Origin of the sequence: Hydrogenophaga sp. PBL-H3 (assembly GCF_010104355.1) — a bacterium.
In the GTDB taxonomy this organism is placed as follows: domain Bacteria; phylum Pseudomonadota; class Gammaproteobacteria; order Burkholderiales; family Burkholderiaceae_C; genus Hydrogenophaga.
Map to the genome: position 1 here is coordinate 3,158,309 of NZ_CP044972.1, position 17,374 is coordinate 3,175,682.

Below are 17,374 nucleotides of genomic sequence, written 5' to 3' on the forward strand. Positions count from 1 at the left end.
ACATGAAGCCCGGGCGCACAATCGCCCGATGAAAGCTCCTCCCCGACTGCAATCCCTCGTTGAAGAGGGTCTCATCGACACCGTGGTGCGCCAGCTCATGAGCGGCAAGGAGGCCATGGTCTATGTGGTGCGCTGTGGTGACGAGACCCGTTGCGCCAAGATCTACAAGGAAGCGAACAACCGCAGCTTTCGCCAGGCGGTGGACTACACCGAAAACCGCAAGGTGAAGAACTCGCGCCAGGCCCGCGCCATGGCCAAGGGCACGAAGTTCGGCCGCGAATCGCAAGAGGCTGCGTGGCAAAGCGCCGAGGTGGATGCGCTCTACCGCCTGGCCGCCGCGGGCGTGCGGGTGCCCCAGCCGTTCAACTTCTCCGACGGCGTGTTGCTCATGGAACTGGTGACCGATGCCGACGGCGACGCCGCACCGCGCCTCAACGACGTGGCCTTCACCCCCGAGCAAGCGCGCCAGCACCACGCCACGTTGGTGGGCGAGGTGGTGCGCATGCTGTGCGCGGGCGTGGTGCACGGTGATTTGTCGGAGTTCAACATCTTGCTGGCGCACTCGGGCGACGACAACACCGACGACTTCCCCGTGATCATCGACCTGCCGCAGGCGGTGGACGCCGCCGGCAACAACCACGCCCAGCGCATGCTGCTGCGCGACGTGGCCAACCTGCGCGACTTCTTCGGCCAGTTCGCACCCGAGCTGCGGGGAACGCAGTTCGGCCCCGAGATCTGGAGCCTGTACCAGAGCGGCCTGCTGAGCAACGACACTCCCCTGACTGGCCGCTACGAGCGCGCACCGGGAACGGTGGACCTGGGCAGCGTGATGCGCGAGATCGACGATGCGCGCGACGAAGACGCGGCACGGCGGCTGCGCATGGCGCAGACGTAAAGCGCGTCTTTACACCGAGTACCTGCGGGGCCGTGTAAGGAATACCGGTTGTGGTCGACTCACGCCCATGAACACCCCGTCCACCTTCACCCGCCGCCAGACCATGAAACTGCTTGCAATGCTTGGCCTGGGCTCACAGGCCGCCGCCCCCGTGGCCCAAGCCCTGGCCGCCGCCGACCCCTGGAAGCTCAGCGAGGCCGAGTGGAAGAAGCGCCTGACGCCAGACCAGTTCGACGTGTTGCGTGAAGAAGGCACGGAGCGCCCGGGCAGCAGCCCGTTCAATGCCGAAAAACGCAAGGGCACCTACCACTGCGCGGGTTGTGATTTGCCGCTGTTCTCATCCGACGCCAAGTACGAGAGCGGCACCGGCTGGCCGAGTTTTCACACGCCACTGGCTGGTGCGCTGGGCACCAAGACCGACTACAAGGCCCTCTTCCCGCGCACCGAATACCACTGCGTGCGTTGCGACGGCCACCAGGGCCATGTGTTCAGCGACGGCCCCAAGCCCAGCGGCAAGCGCTACTGCAACAACGGCGTGGCGCTCACCTTCAAGGCGGTGGCATGAGCGCGCGCTGGCTGGGCAGCCTCTTGCCCCTGTGGATCTCGGTGCTGATGTCCGCTGGCGCCGTCCAGGCACAAACCGCCCCCGTCACGGCCAAGGCCACGTTTGCGGGCGGCTGCTTCTGGTGCGTGGAGTCCGACTTCGACAAGATCCCCGGTGTGCTCTCCACCACCTCGGGCTACATCGGCGGCACGGTGGCCAACCCCACCTACCAGCAGGTCTCGGGCAAAGGCACCGGCCACGCCGAGGCGGTGGAGGTCGTGTTCGACCCGGCCAAGGTGAGCTACGCCACGCTGGTGGACAAGTTCTGGCGCACCATCGACCCGACCACGAAGGATCGCCAGTTTTGCGACACGGGCAACCCCTACCGCACGGCAATCTTCACGCACGATGCGGCGCAGGCGGAGGTGGTGAAACGTTCGCTGGCGGCGCTGGAAAAGTCCAAGCCGTTCAAGGAGCCGATCGTCACGGAAGTCGTCCCGGCCACCCGGTTCTACCCGGCCGAGGACTACCACCAGGACTACTACCTGAAGAACCCGATCCGCTACAAGTACTACCGCACCAGTTGTGGGCGCGATGCGCGCCTTGAACAGCTGTGGGGTCCGGTCAAAAACTAACCCCGCGGATGGTGCTGCGCCACGATGGTCTTGAGACGCTCTCTGGCCACGTGGGTGTAGATGGTGGTGGTTGAAATGTCGGCGTGGCCGAGCAGCATCTGCACCGCGCGCAAGTCGGCGCCGTGGTTGAGCAGGTGCGTGGCGAAGGCGTGGCGCAAGGTGTGGGGCGACAGGGGTGATGTGATGCCGGCGGCCAGCGCGTACTTCTTCACCAGTTGCCAGAACATCGCGCGCGTCATGGCCTCGCCCGCACGCGAGCCGCGTGACGTCACGAACAGGTCTTCGCTCTGCAGCCCGTTCAGGATCTCGCCACGCGCCTGCCCCAGGTAGCGCTGCAACCACTGTCCCGCCACCTGACCAAACGGCACCAGGCGTTCCTTGTTGCCCTTGCCGGTGATGCGCAGCACCTGCTCGTTCATGGCCACGTGCCAGGTCTTGAGCGTCACCAGTTCGCTCACGCGCAGGCCGCTGGCGTAGATGAGTTCGAGCATGCTGCGGTCGCGCAGGCCCAGCGGCGTGCCCACGTCGGGCGCCTGGAGCAAGGCCTCCACCTGCGCTTCCGACATCGTCTTGGGCACGCGCAAGGGCTGGCGTGCCGGTGACAGGCGCAGCGTCGGGTCGGCGGTGATCAGGCGCTCGCGCAGCGCCCAGCGGAAGTAGCGCTTGAAGACCGTGAGCCGCCGGTTGGCGGTGGTGGCGCGCGTCTGGCTGTGGCGTTCGCTGAAATAGCCGTTGAGATCGGCCTCGCTGGTCTCGGGCAAGGTCTTGCCTTGCCCGGCCAGCCACTGCCCGAGCAGCACGAGATCACGCCGGTACGCATCCAGCGTGTTGCGCGAGAGGCCCTCCTCCAGCCAGAGCGCGTCGACAAAAGCCCCGGCGAGATCCTCACTGGTCGACGCCAGGGCGGGGTCCATCACTCCAGCTTGAGCTTCTGCTTGGCGACGACCTGTTTGTAGACATCGAACTCGGCCTTGATCTGCGCCGTGAATTCGGCCGGCGTGTTGGCCACGATCAGCGAGCCGGTGTCTTCCACCCGCTTCTTCACCGCCGGGTCGCTGAGGGCTTGTTTGGTCGCGCTGGACACCTTGTCCACCACCTCTTGCGGCAGACCCTTGGGGCCGATGAGGCCGTAGTAGGCCATGCGGTTCACCGGCTCCAGGCCCACTTCCTTGAAGGTCGGCACATCGGGCAAGACCGCCAGGCGCTGCGGTGCCGCCACGACGATGGCGATCAGGCGGCCGGCCTTGATGTGCGGCAGGGCCGAGGGCAGGTTGTCGAAGATGATGGGCACCTGGCCACCCACGGTGTCGTTGAGCGCCGGACCCGCGCCACGGTAGGGAATGTGCGTGATGAAGGTACCGGTCAGGCTCTTGTAGAGCTCGGTCTGCAGATGGCCGATGCCACCCGTGCCCGAACTGGCGTAGCTGTATTTGCCGGGATTCTTCTTGAGCTCGGCGACGAAGCCTTTGTAGTCCTTGGCCGGGAAACTGGGGTGCACCGCGATCACGTTGGGCGTGGCCGCGATGTTGATGATGGGCGTGAAATCGGTGAGGGTGTTGTACGGAATCTTGTCGTTGATCGCGGGGTTGGCTGCGGTGGTCGACACCGTGGCCATGCCCAGGGTGTAACCATCAGCAGGCGAGCGGGACAGCTCCAGCGCGCCGACCACGCCACCACCACCGGCCTTGTTTTCCACCACCATGCTCTGGCCCAGCGCCTTGCCGAGCGACTCCGACATGACACGCGCAATGATGTCGGTGGTGCCACCTGGGGCAAACGGCACCTGCAGCTTGATGATCTTGTTGGGGTAGGCCTGGGCCCACGCGGTGCTGCCCACAACCACCGAGGCGGTGGCCAGACCGATGGCCACCAGATGACGACGAGAAACCATGAGACGTGCTCCTTGCATGGAAAGATCGAAAAGGGCTTCAATGTAGCTTCTGCAACCGCCCATGACCATGGGACAAGTACATAAGTGGAAACCCCCGACATGCCCTGGGGGGCACGCTATGCTCACCCGGTGAACTTCGCTCAGCTTCTCTTCCCCGACTTCTCGCTCATCCTCTGTGGCTACCTGGTCTGCCGCTTCACCGCCCTCAACCGCAAGGTGTGGGAGCAGGTGGAGAGCCTGGTGTACTACTTTCTGTTTCCGGTGCTGCTGTTCCACAGCATCGTGAAAAGCCCGCTCGATCTCGGTCAGGCCTCCAGCCTCATGGGAGCGGGCATTTCGCTGGGCGTGTGCGGCATCGCGCTCGCCTACTCGTTGCCCCACTGGCCCTGGATCGGCAAGCGGCTCGACGTGCGCCTGCACGCAGCCAGCGCACAGGTGGGCTTTCGTTTCAACTCGTTCATCGCACTGGCTCTGGCGGAGAAGGTGGCGGGGGCACCGGGCCTGCTCATGATCGCGGTGCTCATCGGCGTGTGCGTGCCCCTGTTCAACGTGGGTGCCGTCTGGCCCATGGCGCGCCACGCCAACAAGGGTTTCCTGCGCGAGCTGCTGCGCAACCCGCTCATCATCGGCACCGTCTCGGGCCTGGTGGCCAACCTGATGGGTTTCTCCATGCCGTTCTGGCTGGAGCCCACGGTCAACCGCATCGGCCAGGCCTCGCTGGCCCTGGGCCTCATGGCCGCTGGCGCGGGCATGCAGTTCGGCATGCTGGCCAGCGCCAAGACGCTGGGCGGCCTGGTGCTGGCGGCCAAGCACGTGGGCATGCCACTCATGGCGCTCGGGCTGGCACTGCTGTTCCGGCTCGACCCGACCCAGACCACCATCCTGCTCATGTTCTCGGCCGTGCCCACCGCGTCGAGCTGCTATGTGCTGGCCGCGCGCATGGGCTACAACGGACCTTACGTGGCCGGCCTGGTCACGCTGTCCACCCTGCTGGGTGTGTTGAGCCTGCCGTTTGCCCTGGGCGTGCTCAGGCCGCTGGCGGGCACCTGATGAACCTTGTTTCAAGGACATTTCCATGAGCCGTATTGATCCGTCCACCCTCCGCCTGCCCGGCCTGTTGCTCAGTCTGCTGTGCGCGGCGTCGGCCGTCCATGCCCAGGCCATTGGCGAAGTAGACACGGTGTTCAAGTGGCTGGGACCCGACCACAAGATCGTGGTCGACGCGTTTGACGACCCCAAGGTCAAGGGCGTGACCTGCTACGTGGCGCGCGCCAAGACCGGTGGCATCAAGGGCGGGCTGGGGCTGGCCGAGGACAAGTCGGACGCCAGCATCGAGTGCAGGCAGGTGGGTGCTGTGTCGTTTGTGGGGGACCCCTTGAGGCAGCAAGAGGTCGTGTTCACCGAGCGCACCTCGCTGGTGTTCAAGAAGCTGCAGGTGGTGCGCATGGTCGACAAGACCCGCAACACCCTGGTCTACCTGAGCTACTCCGACCGAGTGATCGAAGGCTCTCCCGACAACAGCATCACCGCCGTGCCGCTGCCTCCCGGCATGACGATTCCCATGCGCTGATCAGCGGGCCGGCGCCACCAGGTCGATGCGCCGCTGCAGGCGGGCCACGGCCTCGGCATCGCCCGCAGCGCGCGCACCTTGTTGCTGCACTTGCAGCCAGGCCAGCAAGGGCCTGCGCCAACCCCAGGCAGACGCGGTCTCCACCGCCAGGGCCACCACGCCGGGCGTGGCACGGCCGCTGCGAAACAACACGCCGGCGGCCACCAGCCGCGAGAGTGGGTCTTTGATCGAGGCGAGCGCGACGTCCGGGGTGGTGTCGCTCACCAGGGCCCGGTGTGCCTCCGGCAGCAAGGCCGCATCGGTGGCTTGCGCCGCACCCGCCAGATACCGCGCGTAGGCCTGCTCGGCGGGTGCTGCGTCCTGCGCCAAGGCGTCAAACCCGGCGCAAGGCTCCACCACCAGACTGGCCACGCGCGAGGCGCAGCGCACAAGCTCCAGCCGCGCCACCAGCGCGACCTGCCCCGTGCGCGCCACCTCGGCACGCGCGCGGTTGAACTCCGCCACCTCGACGCGGCTGTTGCCGCTGAGCCAGGCCTCGGTGGCGCGTTCGCTGCTGCCCCTGGCCTCGGCCGGCCAATTGGGCGTGGGTGGTTTGCTGGAACAGGCGGCGAGCACCAACAGCGAGCAAGCGATGGCTGAGATTCTCTTGTTCATGGAAGTTTGATCTCGGTGTCGCGCGCAAACGGCCACTTGCGGTTGATCTCGTTGATGAGCCCGTCCACCTTTCGCAAGCTCGACTCCACCTCACCGCGCAACACACCCAGGTCGGTCGTGGCTGCGCGCGTGTTGCTGGCAATGCCCTGGGCTTCCACCAGCACCGCGTCCACCTTCTGCAAGCTGGTGCGGGCCTCGGCCAGCAGGCCGTTGAGTTGCTGCACGGTCACGCGCGCATCGCCCACCAGCCCGCCCTGCTCCGTGCCCTGGCCGAACACCTGTTTGTTCGCGTTGCCCACCAGGCTGTCCAGCCGGGCGGTGAGTGCATCGGCCCGCGCCAGCAGCGCGTTGGCGCGGTCGATGGTGAGCACCAGTTTCTTTGCGTCTTCGTCGTTGCCCATGAGCACACCCATGGCGCCCTGGGGTCCTTTGAGCCGCTCGGTGGCGCCCTGCACATTGATCAGCGCGGTGGCCAGCGCGGCATCCTTCTGGGTGAGTGCAGCCACGTTCTCCAGCACCTCGCGCATGCTGGCCGCCAGCTTCGGGATCTCGGCGGCGGTGTCACCCCGCAGCACGGTGCGCTCGGCGCCATCGGGCAGCGCCGGGTCGTCCAGCACGCCGCTGTAGGCCCGGATGCGCGTGCCGCCCACCAGGCCGCGCTCCATGGTGAAGATGCTGGAGGTGCGCAGCCACTTGGCGTCTTTGCTGGGCACGTCGATCAGGATGCGCGCCGTGCCGTCCGCGCCCAGCTCGATGCGCGCCACGCGCCCGATGGCAAAGCCGGCGAAGGTCATGTCCATGCCCACCACCACGCCTTCGGAGTCGTCGGAGATCAGCACCAGGCGCTGCGTGTCTTCAAACAGGCCACGCGCGTACATCACGTACAGCCCCGACCCGATCACCAGCACAAGCATGGCCACCAGCAGCAGCGCGGCCTTGAACTCCAGGTTCTTCACGGGAGTTGGATCGTCGGTCGTGGGGTTCATCGTGTTCAGTAATAGTTGCCCACCAGCGAGACCACTTCAATGAGCAGCACCACGGAGAACAGGCGGGCAAATTCGGAGATGTCGCTGCGCTGGGCATACAGCCCCTGCTCGTCCTGCTGCGCGCTGCCGGCCAGCGGCACCACGGCCACCGCCAAGCTGAAAAACAGCGTCTTGAGCGCAAAGATGAGCGTGACAGTGGGCGTGAACACCTGGCCCACGCTGCGCGTGTAGCCGGGCAGGCCCCAGTGCGAAAAACCATAGACCGTGAAATAGGTGAGCACCAGTGCGATCACGCAGCTCAGGGCCGCGAGCATGAGCACCGAGAACACGGCGGCCAGGGCACGCGGCAGCAGTTCGGTGGTCAGCAGCACGCCCTGGTCCGGCACCCGGCCCGCCCGCTGGTGGGTGGCCAATTGCTCGCGCACCTGCTGAGCGCCCGGCATGGCGTAGCGCGCTGCCACAAACATGGCGGCGTACAGCGGAATGAGTTCGAGCACCAGCGTGCGCACCAGCACCTCCAGCGCGTACTGCGACAGGCCATAGCTGTAGGCCGTGGCCACCACGATGCGGATCAGCACCAGGCTGATGAGCGCCGAGAGCACGAGAAAACCGGTGAGCAGCGGTGCGGTGGCCGAGTAGACATGCAGGAGCACGCGCTGGCGACGCGGGCCACTGACATAGCACGAGGGTGTGAGCGCCATCACCAGGATCTGCGCGCCGAGCAGGATCACCTGCCACCAGGTGATCCACCACAGGCGCGCCCGGTGGCCCCAGCGGGTCATGAGTGTCTGACTGGCGGTGACGGGGTTCATCATTTGATGATAGTCCTCGGTCGGTGAACATTCGGTGTCCCCGCCGTGTGCAAAGGTGACAGCAGGCTGGTGAAAACGCGCATGGCCAAAGCCCGCGATTCGGCTTCAATCAGGCCACTGTCCACAGCCGCCGTCCATCCCTTCAGGAGCCCACGCATGTCCTCGTCCCTTCACCCGGTGGTGCGCCGCCAGACCATCGCCGACGCCCTGCACCGCACCGCCCTGCGTTTGCCGGACAAGACCGCCATCGTCTGCGGCGACACCACCTGGAGCTACGCCGACTTCGACGCCCTGGTGAGCCGGCTGGCCGCGGGGCTGGCCCACATGGGCGTGGCCGAGGGCGACAAGGTGGCCGTGCTGGCGCGCAACTCCCACGGCTTCGCGGCGCTGCGCTTTGCCCTGGCGCGCCGTGGCGCGGTGATGGTGCCGATCAACTTCATGCTCAAGGCCGACGAGGTGGCCTACATCCTGCGCCACGCCGGTGCCAGAACACTGGCCACCGACAGTGGCCTGGCCGCGCTGGCGCGCGATGCCGCCGCATTGGACACCGCTGTGGAGCGCTTCATCTGGCTGCCCAGCGAAGACCCGAGCGAGCCCGACGCCGCCATGCACCGCTTTGACCACCTCGCCGCCTGCGCCGACCCGTTGCCCGAGGTGAGCCTGGGCAGCTTTGACCTGGCGCAGATCGTCTACACCAGCGGCACCGAGTCCACACCCAAAGGCGCCATGCTCACGCACGACGCGGTGTTGTGGCAGTACGTGAGCTGTGTGATCAACGCCGAGATCGCCGAAGTGGACCGCGCGCTGCACGCCTTGCCGCTCTACCACTGCGCCCAGCTCGACGTGTTCTTCGGCCCCGCCATCTACATCGGCAGCAGCAACGTGATCACGTCCAAACCCGTGCCCGACAACCTGCTGGCGCTGATCGAAAAACACCAGATCACCAGCTTCTTCGCGCCGCCCACGGTGTGGATCGCGTTGCTGCGCTCCCCCCTGTTCGACGCCGCGAAGTTGAAGAGCCTGGTCAAGGGCTACTACGGCGCGTCCATCATGCCGGTGGAGGTGCTCAAGGAACTGGCCTCGCGGCTGCCGGCGGTGCGGCTGTGGAACCTGTACGGACAGACCGAAATTGCCCCGCTGGCCACCATGCTCGGCCCGCAGGACCAGCTGCGCAAACCCGGGTCGTGTGGCAAGGCGGTGCTCAACGTGGAAACGCGTGTGGTCAACGACAGCATGGACGACGTGGTGGCGGGTGAGGTCGGCGAGATCGTGCACCGCTCGCCGCACCTGATGCTGGGCTACTTCAACGACCCCGAGCGCACCCGGGCCTCGTTTGAAGGCGACTGGTTCCACAGCGGTGACCTCGCGGTGATCGACGACGAGGGCTACATCACGGTGGTGGACCGCAAGAAGGACATGATCAAGACCGGTGGCGAAAACGTGGCCAGCCGCGAGGTGGAGGAAATGATCTACCGGCTGGGCAGCGTGAGCGAAGTGGCGGTGATCGGCCTGCCCGACGCCAAGTGGGTCGAAGCGGTCACGGCGGTGATCGTGGTCAAGGCGGGCCAACAGCTCACCGAAGCCGAGGTGCTCGCGCACTGCAACCAGCACATGGCCACCTTCAAGGCACCGAAGCGCGTGGTGTTCACCGACAGCCTGCCCAAGAACCCCAGCGGCAAGCTGCTCAAGCGCGAGCTGCGCCAGCGCTACGCCTGAGCCCAGTCGCTGCCCGTGATCAGGCGCCAGGCGTTTTCAAACGCCAGCTTGCGCTGGGTTACGGGCGTGAACGCCGCGAGGATCTCCTGGCGCTGGTGCCCGATCTGCTGCGGGTAGTTCTTCTCCACCGCGGGGCGGTAGTCGCTGGCGGCCAGAAAGCGCCGCGGATGGTCTTCGATCAGCTGGCGCCAGCCTTCGACCACCCGGCCGCTCTCGTCGAACAGCGTGGAGTCGCGCGCGCCCGAGGGCTTGTAGACGAAGCTCGCGCGCGCCACCGCCAGGTCAAAGTGCAGGTGTTCAAAACGCTCGATGAGGCTTCTCACGTAGGCCGGCCCGTAGCGGGTGTTGCGCTCGGGGTAACGCACCTGCCCCAGGTGGCACCAGATCACGCGCGCCTGCGGGTGGGCCTGCAGCATCGCCTCCAGCGGCGGTAGCAGCTTGTCCTCGATCTCGTAGTGAATCTGAAATGCCATGCCGGTGCGCGCGCTCAGTTCGAACAGCGCCTGACCGCCCGGACCCTGGATATCGACCGTGATGTCGCGCGCGGTCTGGCCGGTCGCGGCTTGCTCGGGTGACGGGTAGTGGCGGAATTCGTGCTCGCCCATAAAGTAGTAGGCGCCGGTCTGCAGATCGGCCGCCGACTGGCGAACGAAGGCCACGGGGTCGTTCCACCAGCGCGCGAATTCGCCGCTGCTGGTGGTGGGAATGAATCGGTCAGGGTGCGCGCGGTGCAGGGCCAGCGAAGGCTCGCCCGATGTCGCGAAGGCGGGCGCGAACGCCAGCAGGGCAATGTCGAGATCGTCCATCCAGCGCACCATCTGGGCCACATCGGTGGCCTTGCCGCCGCTGCGCACAATGCCCGGATTGGCCTGCACCGACGACTCTGCGATGTAGGTGGCCTGCAGGTCGATGAGGGGCAGGCGACCACGGTCGAGCAGGGTCTGTACGCGGCGGCGCCAGGCGGCCACGGTCAGCTGGCGTGCATCTTGTGCAAAACCCGGCTTCGCGCAGAGCAGGCCAAACGCGGCCAGGCTGCCCAGGAGGGTGGTTCGTCGGTCCATCAGGCTTCCTCGTTCAGGCCTGGGCCAGCGCCCAGGCCACATGTTCACGCACCACCTCGCTGGGGTGATTGGCACGGGTGTGCAATGCCTGGGTGATTGTGGGTTCGGGACTTGCGCGCAGCGCATTGCCCAGGCCGACGGCGATGTTGCGCAGCCAGCGTTCGTGCCCGATGCGGCGGATGGGACTGCCCTCGGTGCGTCGCAGGAACTCGGCCTCGCTCCAGGCAAAGAGTTCGACCAGGGACGCGCCCGACATCCCCGCGCGCTCGTCGAAATCGGGCAAGGGCGAGCGCTGCGCGAACTTGTTCCAGGGACAGGCGAGCTGGCAATCGTCGCAACCGTAGATGCGGTTGCCCATGAGCGGGCGCAGCTCCAGGGGGATGGGCCCCGCGTGTTCGATGGTCAGGTAGCTGATGCAGCGCCGCGCGTCCACCCGCTGAGCACCGATGATGGCCTGCGTGGGACACACATCGATGCATGCGCTGCAACTGCCGCAGTGTTCGCTGGTGGCATCAAGGGGTGGCAGTGCCAGATCGACAAAGATCTCGCCGAGAAAGAACATCGAGCCGGCCTCACGGTGCAGCGCCAGCGCGTGCTTGCCGCGCCAGCCGATGCCGCTGCGCGAGGCCAGCTCCACCTCCAGCACCGGCGCCGAGTCGGTGAACACGCGGTGGCCAAACGGGCCGATGCTCGCTGCGATGCGCTCACTCAGCGTCTGCAGGCGGTTGCGCAGCACCTTGTGGTAGTCCCTCCCCCGCGCATACATCGAGACCACGGCTTCTTGCGGCCGGTCGAGCCGCTCGAACTCGATGCCTTGCCAGCCCTCGGGCGTGGCCCGTGGCAAGTAGTCCATGCGCGCGGTGATCACGCTCAGCGTGCCGGGCACCAGCTCGGCCGGGCGGGCACGTTTGAGCCCGTGCGCGGCCATGTAGCCCATGTCACCGTGACATCCAGCCGACAACCAGGCCAACAATCCGGGCTCAGCCGCCGACAAATCCACACCGCTGACCCCAATTTGGGAAAATGCGAGCTCCTGGCCCCAGGCCTGAACCTGAGAGACGAGTTGAGCGGCATCCAGAGTGACATTCATGTGACGAGCATTGTAGGAACCGACTCGGCTCCTGCGGGAGCGCTGTCCGCCTCAAAACAGTGGCAAGGCCGCTGGACCACCGAAGAAGACACCCAGGCCTTCGCCCAGCGCCTCGCGCTGGCACCCGCCATTGCCCACGCCACGCTCGCACTGCAAGGCGATCTGGGTGCCGGCAAGACCACGCTGGTGCGCCACCTGCTGCGGGCGCTGGGCGTGCGAGGGCGCATCAAGAGCCCCACTTATGCGGTGGTGGAGCCGCACAGCGCGATGGACTGCCCGGTCATGCCTGCGGGCGAGCCGCTGTCGGTGTGGCACTTCGATTTCTACCGCTTCAACGACCCGCGCGAATGGGAAGACGCGGGATTTCGCGAACTTTTTGCCAGCCCGGGTCTCAAGCTGGTGGAGTGGCCCGAGCGCGCTGGTGAATTCCTGCCGGCGATCGATCTGCGGATCGACATCCAACCCGACGACATGAACCCCCACACCGATCCGGAACACGACGGCGCCCGCGCGGTGCGCGCCACCGCCCTCACCCTCACCGGCCAGCGTCTGCTGGACGCGCTGGCATGACCAGACCCGTGAACCGCCGCACCCTGCTGCGATCCGGCGCGCTGGTGTTGCTGCTGGGCGTGCAGCACATCGCTCGCGGGGCCAGCGTGCTGGCGGTGCGCATCTGGCCCGCCGAGGACTACACGCGCGTGACCATCGAGTCCGACGGCGAGCTCAAGGCACAGAAGTTCTTCGTGACCGAGCCGCCCCGCATGGTGGTGGACATCGAAGGCATCGACCTGCTGCCCGGCCTGCGCGAACTGGTGGGCAAGCTGAAGTCGGACGATCCGAACATCGGCAGCATCCGCGTGGCGCAGAACGCAGCCAACGTGGTGCGCCTGGTGATCGACCTCAAGCAAGCCATCAAACCCCAGGTGTTCAACCTGGACCCGGTGGCGGCCTACCAGCACCGCCTGGTGCTCGATCTGTACCCGGTGAACGCACCCGATCCCCTGGCACAGCTGATCGCGCAGCGCCTGAAAGACCAGGACGCGGCCAGCGAACGCGCAGCGCGCCTGCTGGGCCTGGAACTGGGCCAGGTGGCCGGTGGACCCAACCCCAACGACCGTGTGACCGCGGGCCTTTCAGGCGCGCCGCCCGACGACCCGCTGGGCGCCCTGATCGCACAGCGCGCCAAGCCGGGCACACCCGCGGCCAAGCCGGCAGCGCCTGCGGGCGACTCCAGCATGGCGGTGATCGCCGGCTCTTCCGCCAGTCCCGCCAGGCCAGCCGCAGGCAAGACCGAGCGACTGATCATCGTGGCGCTGGACCCCGGCCACGGTGGCGAGGATCCAGGCGCGGTGGGCCCCGGTGGCACGCACGAGAAAAAAGTGGTGCTGCAGATCGCCCAGAAGCTGCGCGACCGCATCAACGACACGCGCGTCAACGGCAACCCGATGCGCGCCTACATGACGCGCGACAAGGACTTCTTCGTGCCGCTGCAGGTGCGGGTGCAGAAGGCCCAGCGCGTGCAGGCCGACCTGTTCATCAGCCTGCACGCCGATGCGTTCTTCACGCCCAACCCGCAAGGCGCCAGCGTCTACGCGCTCAGCACCAAGGGCGCCAGCAGCGCCGCCGCGCGCTGGATGGCCAACAAGGAAAATGCCGCCGACCAGGTGGGTGGCCTCAACGTGAAGGCCAAGGACGCCCTGGTGCAACGCGCCCTGCTCGACATGAGCACCACCGCCCAGATCAACGACAGCCTCAAGCTCGGCAGCGCCATGCTCGGCCATGTGAAGCAGGTGGGCAAGCTGCACAAGCCGCGCGTGGAGCAGGCCAACTTCGCCGTGCTGCGCGCGCCCGACATTCCCAGCGTGCTGGTGGAAACCGCCTTCATCAGCAACCCGGAAGAAGAAGAGCGGCTCAACGACCCGAAGTACCAGGACGATCTGGCCGAGGCGCTGCTGCGCGGCATCGTGGCGTATTTCAGCAAGAACCCGCCGCTGGCGCGCAATCGACAGATTTGACGCGGGCCGGCGGCGCACGCTTCATCGGCCGGGTTTGCCTCCGATAATCCACAGGGGTCCCAGGGGCCCGGGAAAACCTGCCGTGCGCCTCAAATACAAGATCCTGCTGCTGTCGGTGATACCTCTGCTGGTGTCCCTGGCGCTCATTGCATGGGCTGTGCAGTGGGAGCAAAACAGCCTCGCCGAGCGGCGGCGCCTGCAGTTGCGCACGGCGTACATGAGCGTGAAGCAGGAGGAACTGCGCCATTACGTGGCCCTGGCCATGAGCACCATCAGTCCGCTCTACAACCTGGGCCGCGACGACGACGCCACCAAACAACAGGTGATGCAGCGCCTGGCCAATCTGGACTACGGCCCGGACGGTTACTTCTTCCTCTACAGCATGGATGGCGTGAACCTCATGCACCCCCGCCAGCCCGATCTGGTGGGCAAGAACCTGTCGGACCTGCACGACTCCAAGGGCGAGCCCACCCTGCGGATGCTGCTGGAACGCGCGCGCACCGGCGGTGGCTTCGTGGTGTACCAATGGCCCAAACCCTCAACGCACCTGGAGACACCCAAGCTGGGTTACGTGACCGTGCTGGAGCGCTGGGGCTGGATGATCGGCACCGGGATGTACCTGGACGACATCGACGCGGCCATGCAGCAGCTGGACAGCGAGCTTGAGCGCAACATCCACAGCACCCTGCTGTGGATCGCGGGCGCGGGCGCCCTGGGTGTGGCGTTCATCTTCGGATGCACGCTGGTGCTGAGCTTCACCGAGCGTCAGCAAAGCGACGCCAAACTGCGCCTGCTGGCGCTCAAGCTGGTGGATTCGCAGGAGGTCGAGCGTTCGCGCCTGTCGCGGGAACTGCACGACAGCACCGGCCAGACACTGGTGGTGATCAAACTGCTGATCGAGTCGACCCTGGAGCGCATGGCCACGGCCGACGCGTCCGTGCGCACGCCCCTGGTGCAGGCCCTTGCCCGCCTGCAGGAGGCCCTGCTGGAAGTGCGCGGCATGTCGCACCGGCTGCGCCCCGTCATGCTCGACACCCTGGGCCTGCCGGCCGCTCTGCAGAACCTGGGCGACGAGACCTGCGGCCAGTTCGGCATCGACTTCTCCATGGAAGTCTCGGGCACACAGCGCGAACTCCCCGATGAGGTGAAGACCATGCTGTTCCGCATCACGCAGGAAGCCATGACCAACATCCAGAAACACGCCGCCTGCCGCTACGTGGGCTTGCGGCTGGACTACCAGCCCGACGCCCTGGTGCTGAGCATCCAGGACGACGGACGCGGGTTCGACGTGGAGTCGATGGCCGCCAATCCGAGGCGCGGCATCGGCCTGCAGAACATGCGAGAGCGCATTGAAGCGCTGGGGGGTCAATTCGCTCTGACGTCACAGCCGGGCTGGACCTGTGTGAAGGTCTCGCTGAGCCAGGACGCCATCGACCGCTGCCATTTGGCCGTCACTTGAACGAGGGAACCTGAATGATCCGCTTGCTGCTCGTCGACGACCATGCCCTGGTGCGCGATGGCCTCAAGGCCCGCCTGGCCAGCGAGCACGACATCGAGGTCGTGGGCGAGGCCGGCGACGCCACGGCCACCCTGCAGGCGCTGGACGACTGCCACCCCAACCTGGTGTTGATGGACATCGGCATGAAGGGCACCAACGGGATCGACCTCACGGCCCTGCTGCTGCAGCGCCAACCCGCCCTGGCGGTGATCATGCTCAGCATGTACGACAGCACCGAGTATGTGCAACGCGCGCTGCAAGTGGGCGCGCGCGGCTACGTGCTCAAGGACGCGCCGGCCTCGGACATCCTGACCGCCCTGCGGGTGGTGGCTGGCGGCGGAACCTACCTGAGTGCGAGCATGGCGCAGCAGCTGTTTCGCGCACCCGTGGCGCGCAACCAGCTGTCCGCGCGCGAGGACGAGATCCTGGGCTTTCTGGCCGAAGGCCAGTCCAGCAAGCAGATCGCCCGCACGCTCGACCTGAGCGTGCGCACCGTCGAAACCCACCGCCAGAACATCCGCCGCAAGCTCGACCTGGAAACGCAGGCCGACCTGATCCGCTATGCGGTGGAACACGCCAACCGCCCCGCTGCGCGCACGCCCTAGGGTTTTCGAGTACGTAAGGCCGCGCAGCCGGTTTACGTATTGCAACGCTGGCGGGCCGCAGGCGGTCGGCCCAAACTTCAACTCCGCCACAAGCCCACCTCTCGGCAGGGCACGGAGACAAACATGAACCGCATTGCAACGCGACTGACCCTGACCGCGGTGGCCCTGGCCGCCTCCACCACGATGGCCCTGGCGGCCGACCCGATCAAGATCGGCGTCGACGGCCCGTTCACGGGTGGCTCGTCCTCCATGGGCGTGAGCATGCGCGACGGTGTGCGCATGGCCGTGGAAGAAATCAACAAGGCCGGCGGCGTGATCGGTCGCCCGCTGCAACTGGTCGAGCGCGACGACGAAGCCAAGAACGAGCGCGGCGTGCAGATCGCACAAGAACTCATCAACAAGGAGAAGGTCGTCGCCACGGTCGGCTTCATCAACACCGGCGTGGCACTGGCCTCGCAGCGCTTCTACCAGGAAGCCAAGATCCCGGTGATGAACAACGTGGCCACCGGCTCTCTGGTCACGCACCAGTTCGACGACCAGCCCGAGAACTACATCTTCCGCAACGCGGCCCATGACAGCATCCAGGCGCCCATGATCGTGGAAGAAGCCATCGCGCGCCGCGGCTTCAAGAAGGTCGCCATCCTGGCCGACTCCACCAACTACGGCCAGCTTGGCCGCGCCGATCTGGAAAAGGCACTGGAGCTCAAGGGCATCAAGCCGGTCGCGACCGAAAAGTTCAACATCAAGGATGTGGACATGACGCCGCAGTTGCTCAAGGCCAAGGAAGCCGGCGCCGAAGCCATCCTGACCTACGGCATCGGCCCCGAGCTGGCACAGATCGCCAACGGCATGACCAAGCTGGGCTGGAAGGTGCCCATGATCGGCAGCTGGACCCTGTCGATGGCCAACTACATCGACAACGCCGGCCCTGGCGGCGAAGGCGCGCGCATGCCGCAGACCTTCATCCAGGAGCCCACCACGCCCAAGCGCCAGAGCTTCATCGTCAACTACCTCAAGACCTTCAACCCGAAGAACAGCCGCATCGACTCCCCGGTGTCGGCCGCCCAGGGCTACGACTCGATCTACCTGCTGGCCGCCGCGATCCAGCAGGCCAACTCCACCGAAGGTCCGAAGATCAAGGCCGCGCTGGAAGACCTCAAGACGCCGGTGGTGGGTGTGGTCACCACCTACAACAAGCCCTTCTCCACCAAGGACCACGAAGCCATCACCGCCAACATCCCGGTGTTCGGTGAAGTGAAGGGTCAGCGCGTGGTGTACGCCTACCCGGATGACCAGAAGAAGGCCTCCGAAGTGCGCGTGAAAGACGCCGCCGCCAAGGGCAGCCTGCCCGCCAAGAAGTAAGCCGGCCGCCTGGTCGGTCCGAGTGCGCTGCCGGCATCCA

The 17,374-nt window shown here is 66.4% G+C and carries 18 protein-coding genes; 11 read left to right on the forward strand and 7 right to left on the reverse strand.

All coding sequences use genetic code 11. The features are described 5' to 3' along the window. The first annotated feature begins 28 nt into the window (after positions 1-28). The 3 genes from F9Z44_RS14645 to msrA all read left to right on the forward strand — a co-directional run bounded on the left by F9Z44_RS14645 (position 29) and on the right by msrA (position 2,074). A complete protein-coding gene (locus tag F9Z44_RS14645) occupies positions 29-895 on the forward strand; it encodes a PA4780 family RIO1-like protein kinase (RefSeq protein ID WP_159607339.1) in 867 nt (288 codons plus the stop codon). Positions 896-962: 67 nt separating this feature from the next. Beyond that, complete coding sequence (gene msrB, locus F9Z44_RS14650; protein ID WP_159607341.1) at positions 963-1,460, forward strand: peptide-methionine (R)-S-oxide reductase MsrB; 498 nt, start codon at positions 963-965, stop codon at positions 1,458-1,460. Beyond that, complete coding sequence (gene msrA / locus F9Z44_RS14655) at positions 1,457-2,074, forward strand: peptide-methionine (S)-S-oxide reductase MsrA (RefSeq protein ID WP_159607343.1); 618 nt, start codon at positions 1,457-1,459, stop codon at positions 2,072-2,074. The genes msrB and msrA overlap by 4 nt, the downstream gene beginning before the upstream one ends. Here the strand turns inward: msrA and xerD are convergent. Together xerD and F9Z44_RS14665 are read right to left on the reverse strand one after the other, a co-directional pair. Continuing rightward, on the reverse strand, positions 2,071-2,988 hold the full coding sequence (gene xerD / locus F9Z44_RS14660; protein WP_159607345.1) for a site-specific tyrosine recombinase XerD: 918 nt from the start codon (positions 2,986-2,988) through the stop codon (positions 2,071-2,073). The genes msrA and xerD overlap by 4 nt on opposite strands. Next, positions 2,988-3,965: a tripartite tricarboxylate transporter substrate binding protein BugE gene (locus tag F9Z44_RS14665; RefSeq protein ID WP_159607347.1), complete on the reverse strand. Its 978-nt coding sequence runs from the start codon at positions 3,963-3,965 to the stop codon at positions 2,988-2,990. Before F9Z44_RS14665 ends, xerD begins: the two co-directional genes overlap by 1 nt. Positions 3,966-4,094: 129 nt before the next feature. Between F9Z44_RS14665 and F9Z44_RS14670 the strand changes: the two genes are divergently transcribed. After that, positions 4,095-5,015 carry an AEC family transporter gene (locus F9Z44_RS14670; RefSeq protein ID WP_159608746.1) on the forward strand — a complete coding sequence of 307 codons (921 nt, stop codon included), beginning with the start codon at positions 4,095-4,097 and terminating at the stop codon, positions 5,013-5,015. Positions 5,016-5,040: 25 nt separating this feature from the next. Then, entirely contained in the window at positions 5,041-5,535 is a 495-nt protein-coding gene (locus F9Z44_RS14675) for a CreA family protein (protein WP_159607349.1), read from the forward strand. Here F9Z44_RS14675 and F9Z44_RS14680 read toward each other — a convergent pair whose 3' ends face one another. From F9Z44_RS14680 to F9Z44_RS14690, 3 genes are read right to left on the reverse strand one after another with little or no spacing between them, the layout of a single operon-like run. Continuing rightward, a complete protein-coding gene (locus F9Z44_RS14680; RefSeq protein ID WP_159607351.1) occupies positions 5,536-6,189 on the reverse strand; it encodes a hypothetical protein in 654 nt (217 codons plus the stop codon). Next, a complete protein-coding gene (locus F9Z44_RS14685) occupies positions 6,186-7,175 on the reverse strand; it encodes an MlaD family protein (protein WP_159607353.1) in 990 nt (329 codons plus the stop codon). The genes F9Z44_RS14680 and F9Z44_RS14685 overlap by 4 nt, the downstream gene beginning before the upstream one ends. Before the next feature lie 5 nt (positions 7,176-7,180). Then, on the reverse strand, positions 7,181-7,987 hold the full coding sequence (locus F9Z44_RS14690) for an MlaE family ABC transporter permease (protein ID WP_159608747.1): 807 nt from the start codon (positions 7,985-7,987) through the stop codon (positions 7,181-7,183). 156 nt (positions 7,988-8,143) lie between these two features. Here F9Z44_RS14690 and F9Z44_RS14695 point away from each other — a divergent pair, with 156 nt between their 5' ends. Then, positions 8,144-9,703, forward strand: coding sequence for an acyl-CoA synthetase (locus F9Z44_RS14695; RefSeq protein ID WP_159607355.1), 1,560 nt, complete (start codon positions 8,144-8,146; stop codon positions 9,701-9,703). Here F9Z44_RS14695 and F9Z44_RS14700 read toward each other — a convergent pair. Both F9Z44_RS14700 and queG read right to left on the reverse strand, forming a co-directional pair. After that, positions 9,694-10,764, reverse strand: a complete 1,071-nt coding sequence (locus F9Z44_RS14700; RefSeq protein WP_159607357.1) for an amidohydrolase family protein — start codon at positions 10,762-10,764, stop codon at positions 9,694-9,696. The two genes, F9Z44_RS14695 and F9Z44_RS14700, sit on opposite strands and share 10 nt — an antisense overlap. Before the next feature lie 13 nt (positions 10,765-10,777). Next, complete coding sequence (gene queG / locus F9Z44_RS22975; RefSeq protein ID WP_236574148.1) at positions 10,778-11,854, reverse strand: tRNA epoxyqueuosine(34) reductase QueG; 1,077 nt, start codon at positions 11,852-11,854, stop codon at positions 10,778-10,780. A gap of 9 nt (positions 11,855-11,863) precedes the next feature. Between queG and tsaE the strand changes: the two genes are divergently transcribed. From tsaE to F9Z44_RS14725, 5 genes are all read left to right on the forward strand, one after another. Next, on the forward strand, positions 11,864-12,424 hold the full coding sequence (gene tsaE / locus F9Z44_RS22980; RefSeq protein ID WP_442907292.1) for a tRNA (adenosine(37)-N6)-threonylcarbamoyltransferase complex ATPase subunit type 1 TsaE: 561 nt from the start codon (positions 11,864-11,866) through the stop codon (positions 12,422-12,424). Further along, entirely contained in the window at positions 12,421-13,869 is a 1,449-nt protein-coding gene (locus F9Z44_RS14710; RefSeq protein WP_159607361.1) for an N-acetylmuramoyl-L-alanine amidase, read from the forward strand. Before tsaE ends, F9Z44_RS14710 begins: the two co-directional genes overlap by 4 nt. 82 nt (positions 13,870-13,951) lie before the next feature. Continuing rightward, positions 13,952-15,328 carry a cache domain-containing protein gene (locus F9Z44_RS14715; protein ID WP_159607363.1) on the forward strand — a complete coding sequence of 459 codons (1,377 nt, stop codon included), beginning with the start codon at positions 13,952-13,954 and terminating at the stop codon, positions 15,326-15,328. A 14-nt stretch (positions 15,329-15,342) separates the two neighbouring features. Beyond that, positions 15,343-15,972, forward strand: coding sequence for a response regulator (locus tag F9Z44_RS14720; RefSeq protein WP_159607365.1), 630 nt, complete (start codon positions 15,343-15,345; stop codon positions 15,970-15,972). A 183-nt stretch (positions 15,973-16,155) separates the two neighbouring features. Beyond that, the gene (locus F9Z44_RS14725; RefSeq protein WP_236574372.1) at positions 16,156-17,334 is read left to right on the forward strand and encodes an ABC transporter substrate-binding protein; all 1,179 of its coding nucleotides are present in this window, start codon (positions 16,156-16,158) and stop codon (positions 17,332-17,334) included. Positions 17,335-17,374: the final 40 nt, after the last annotated feature.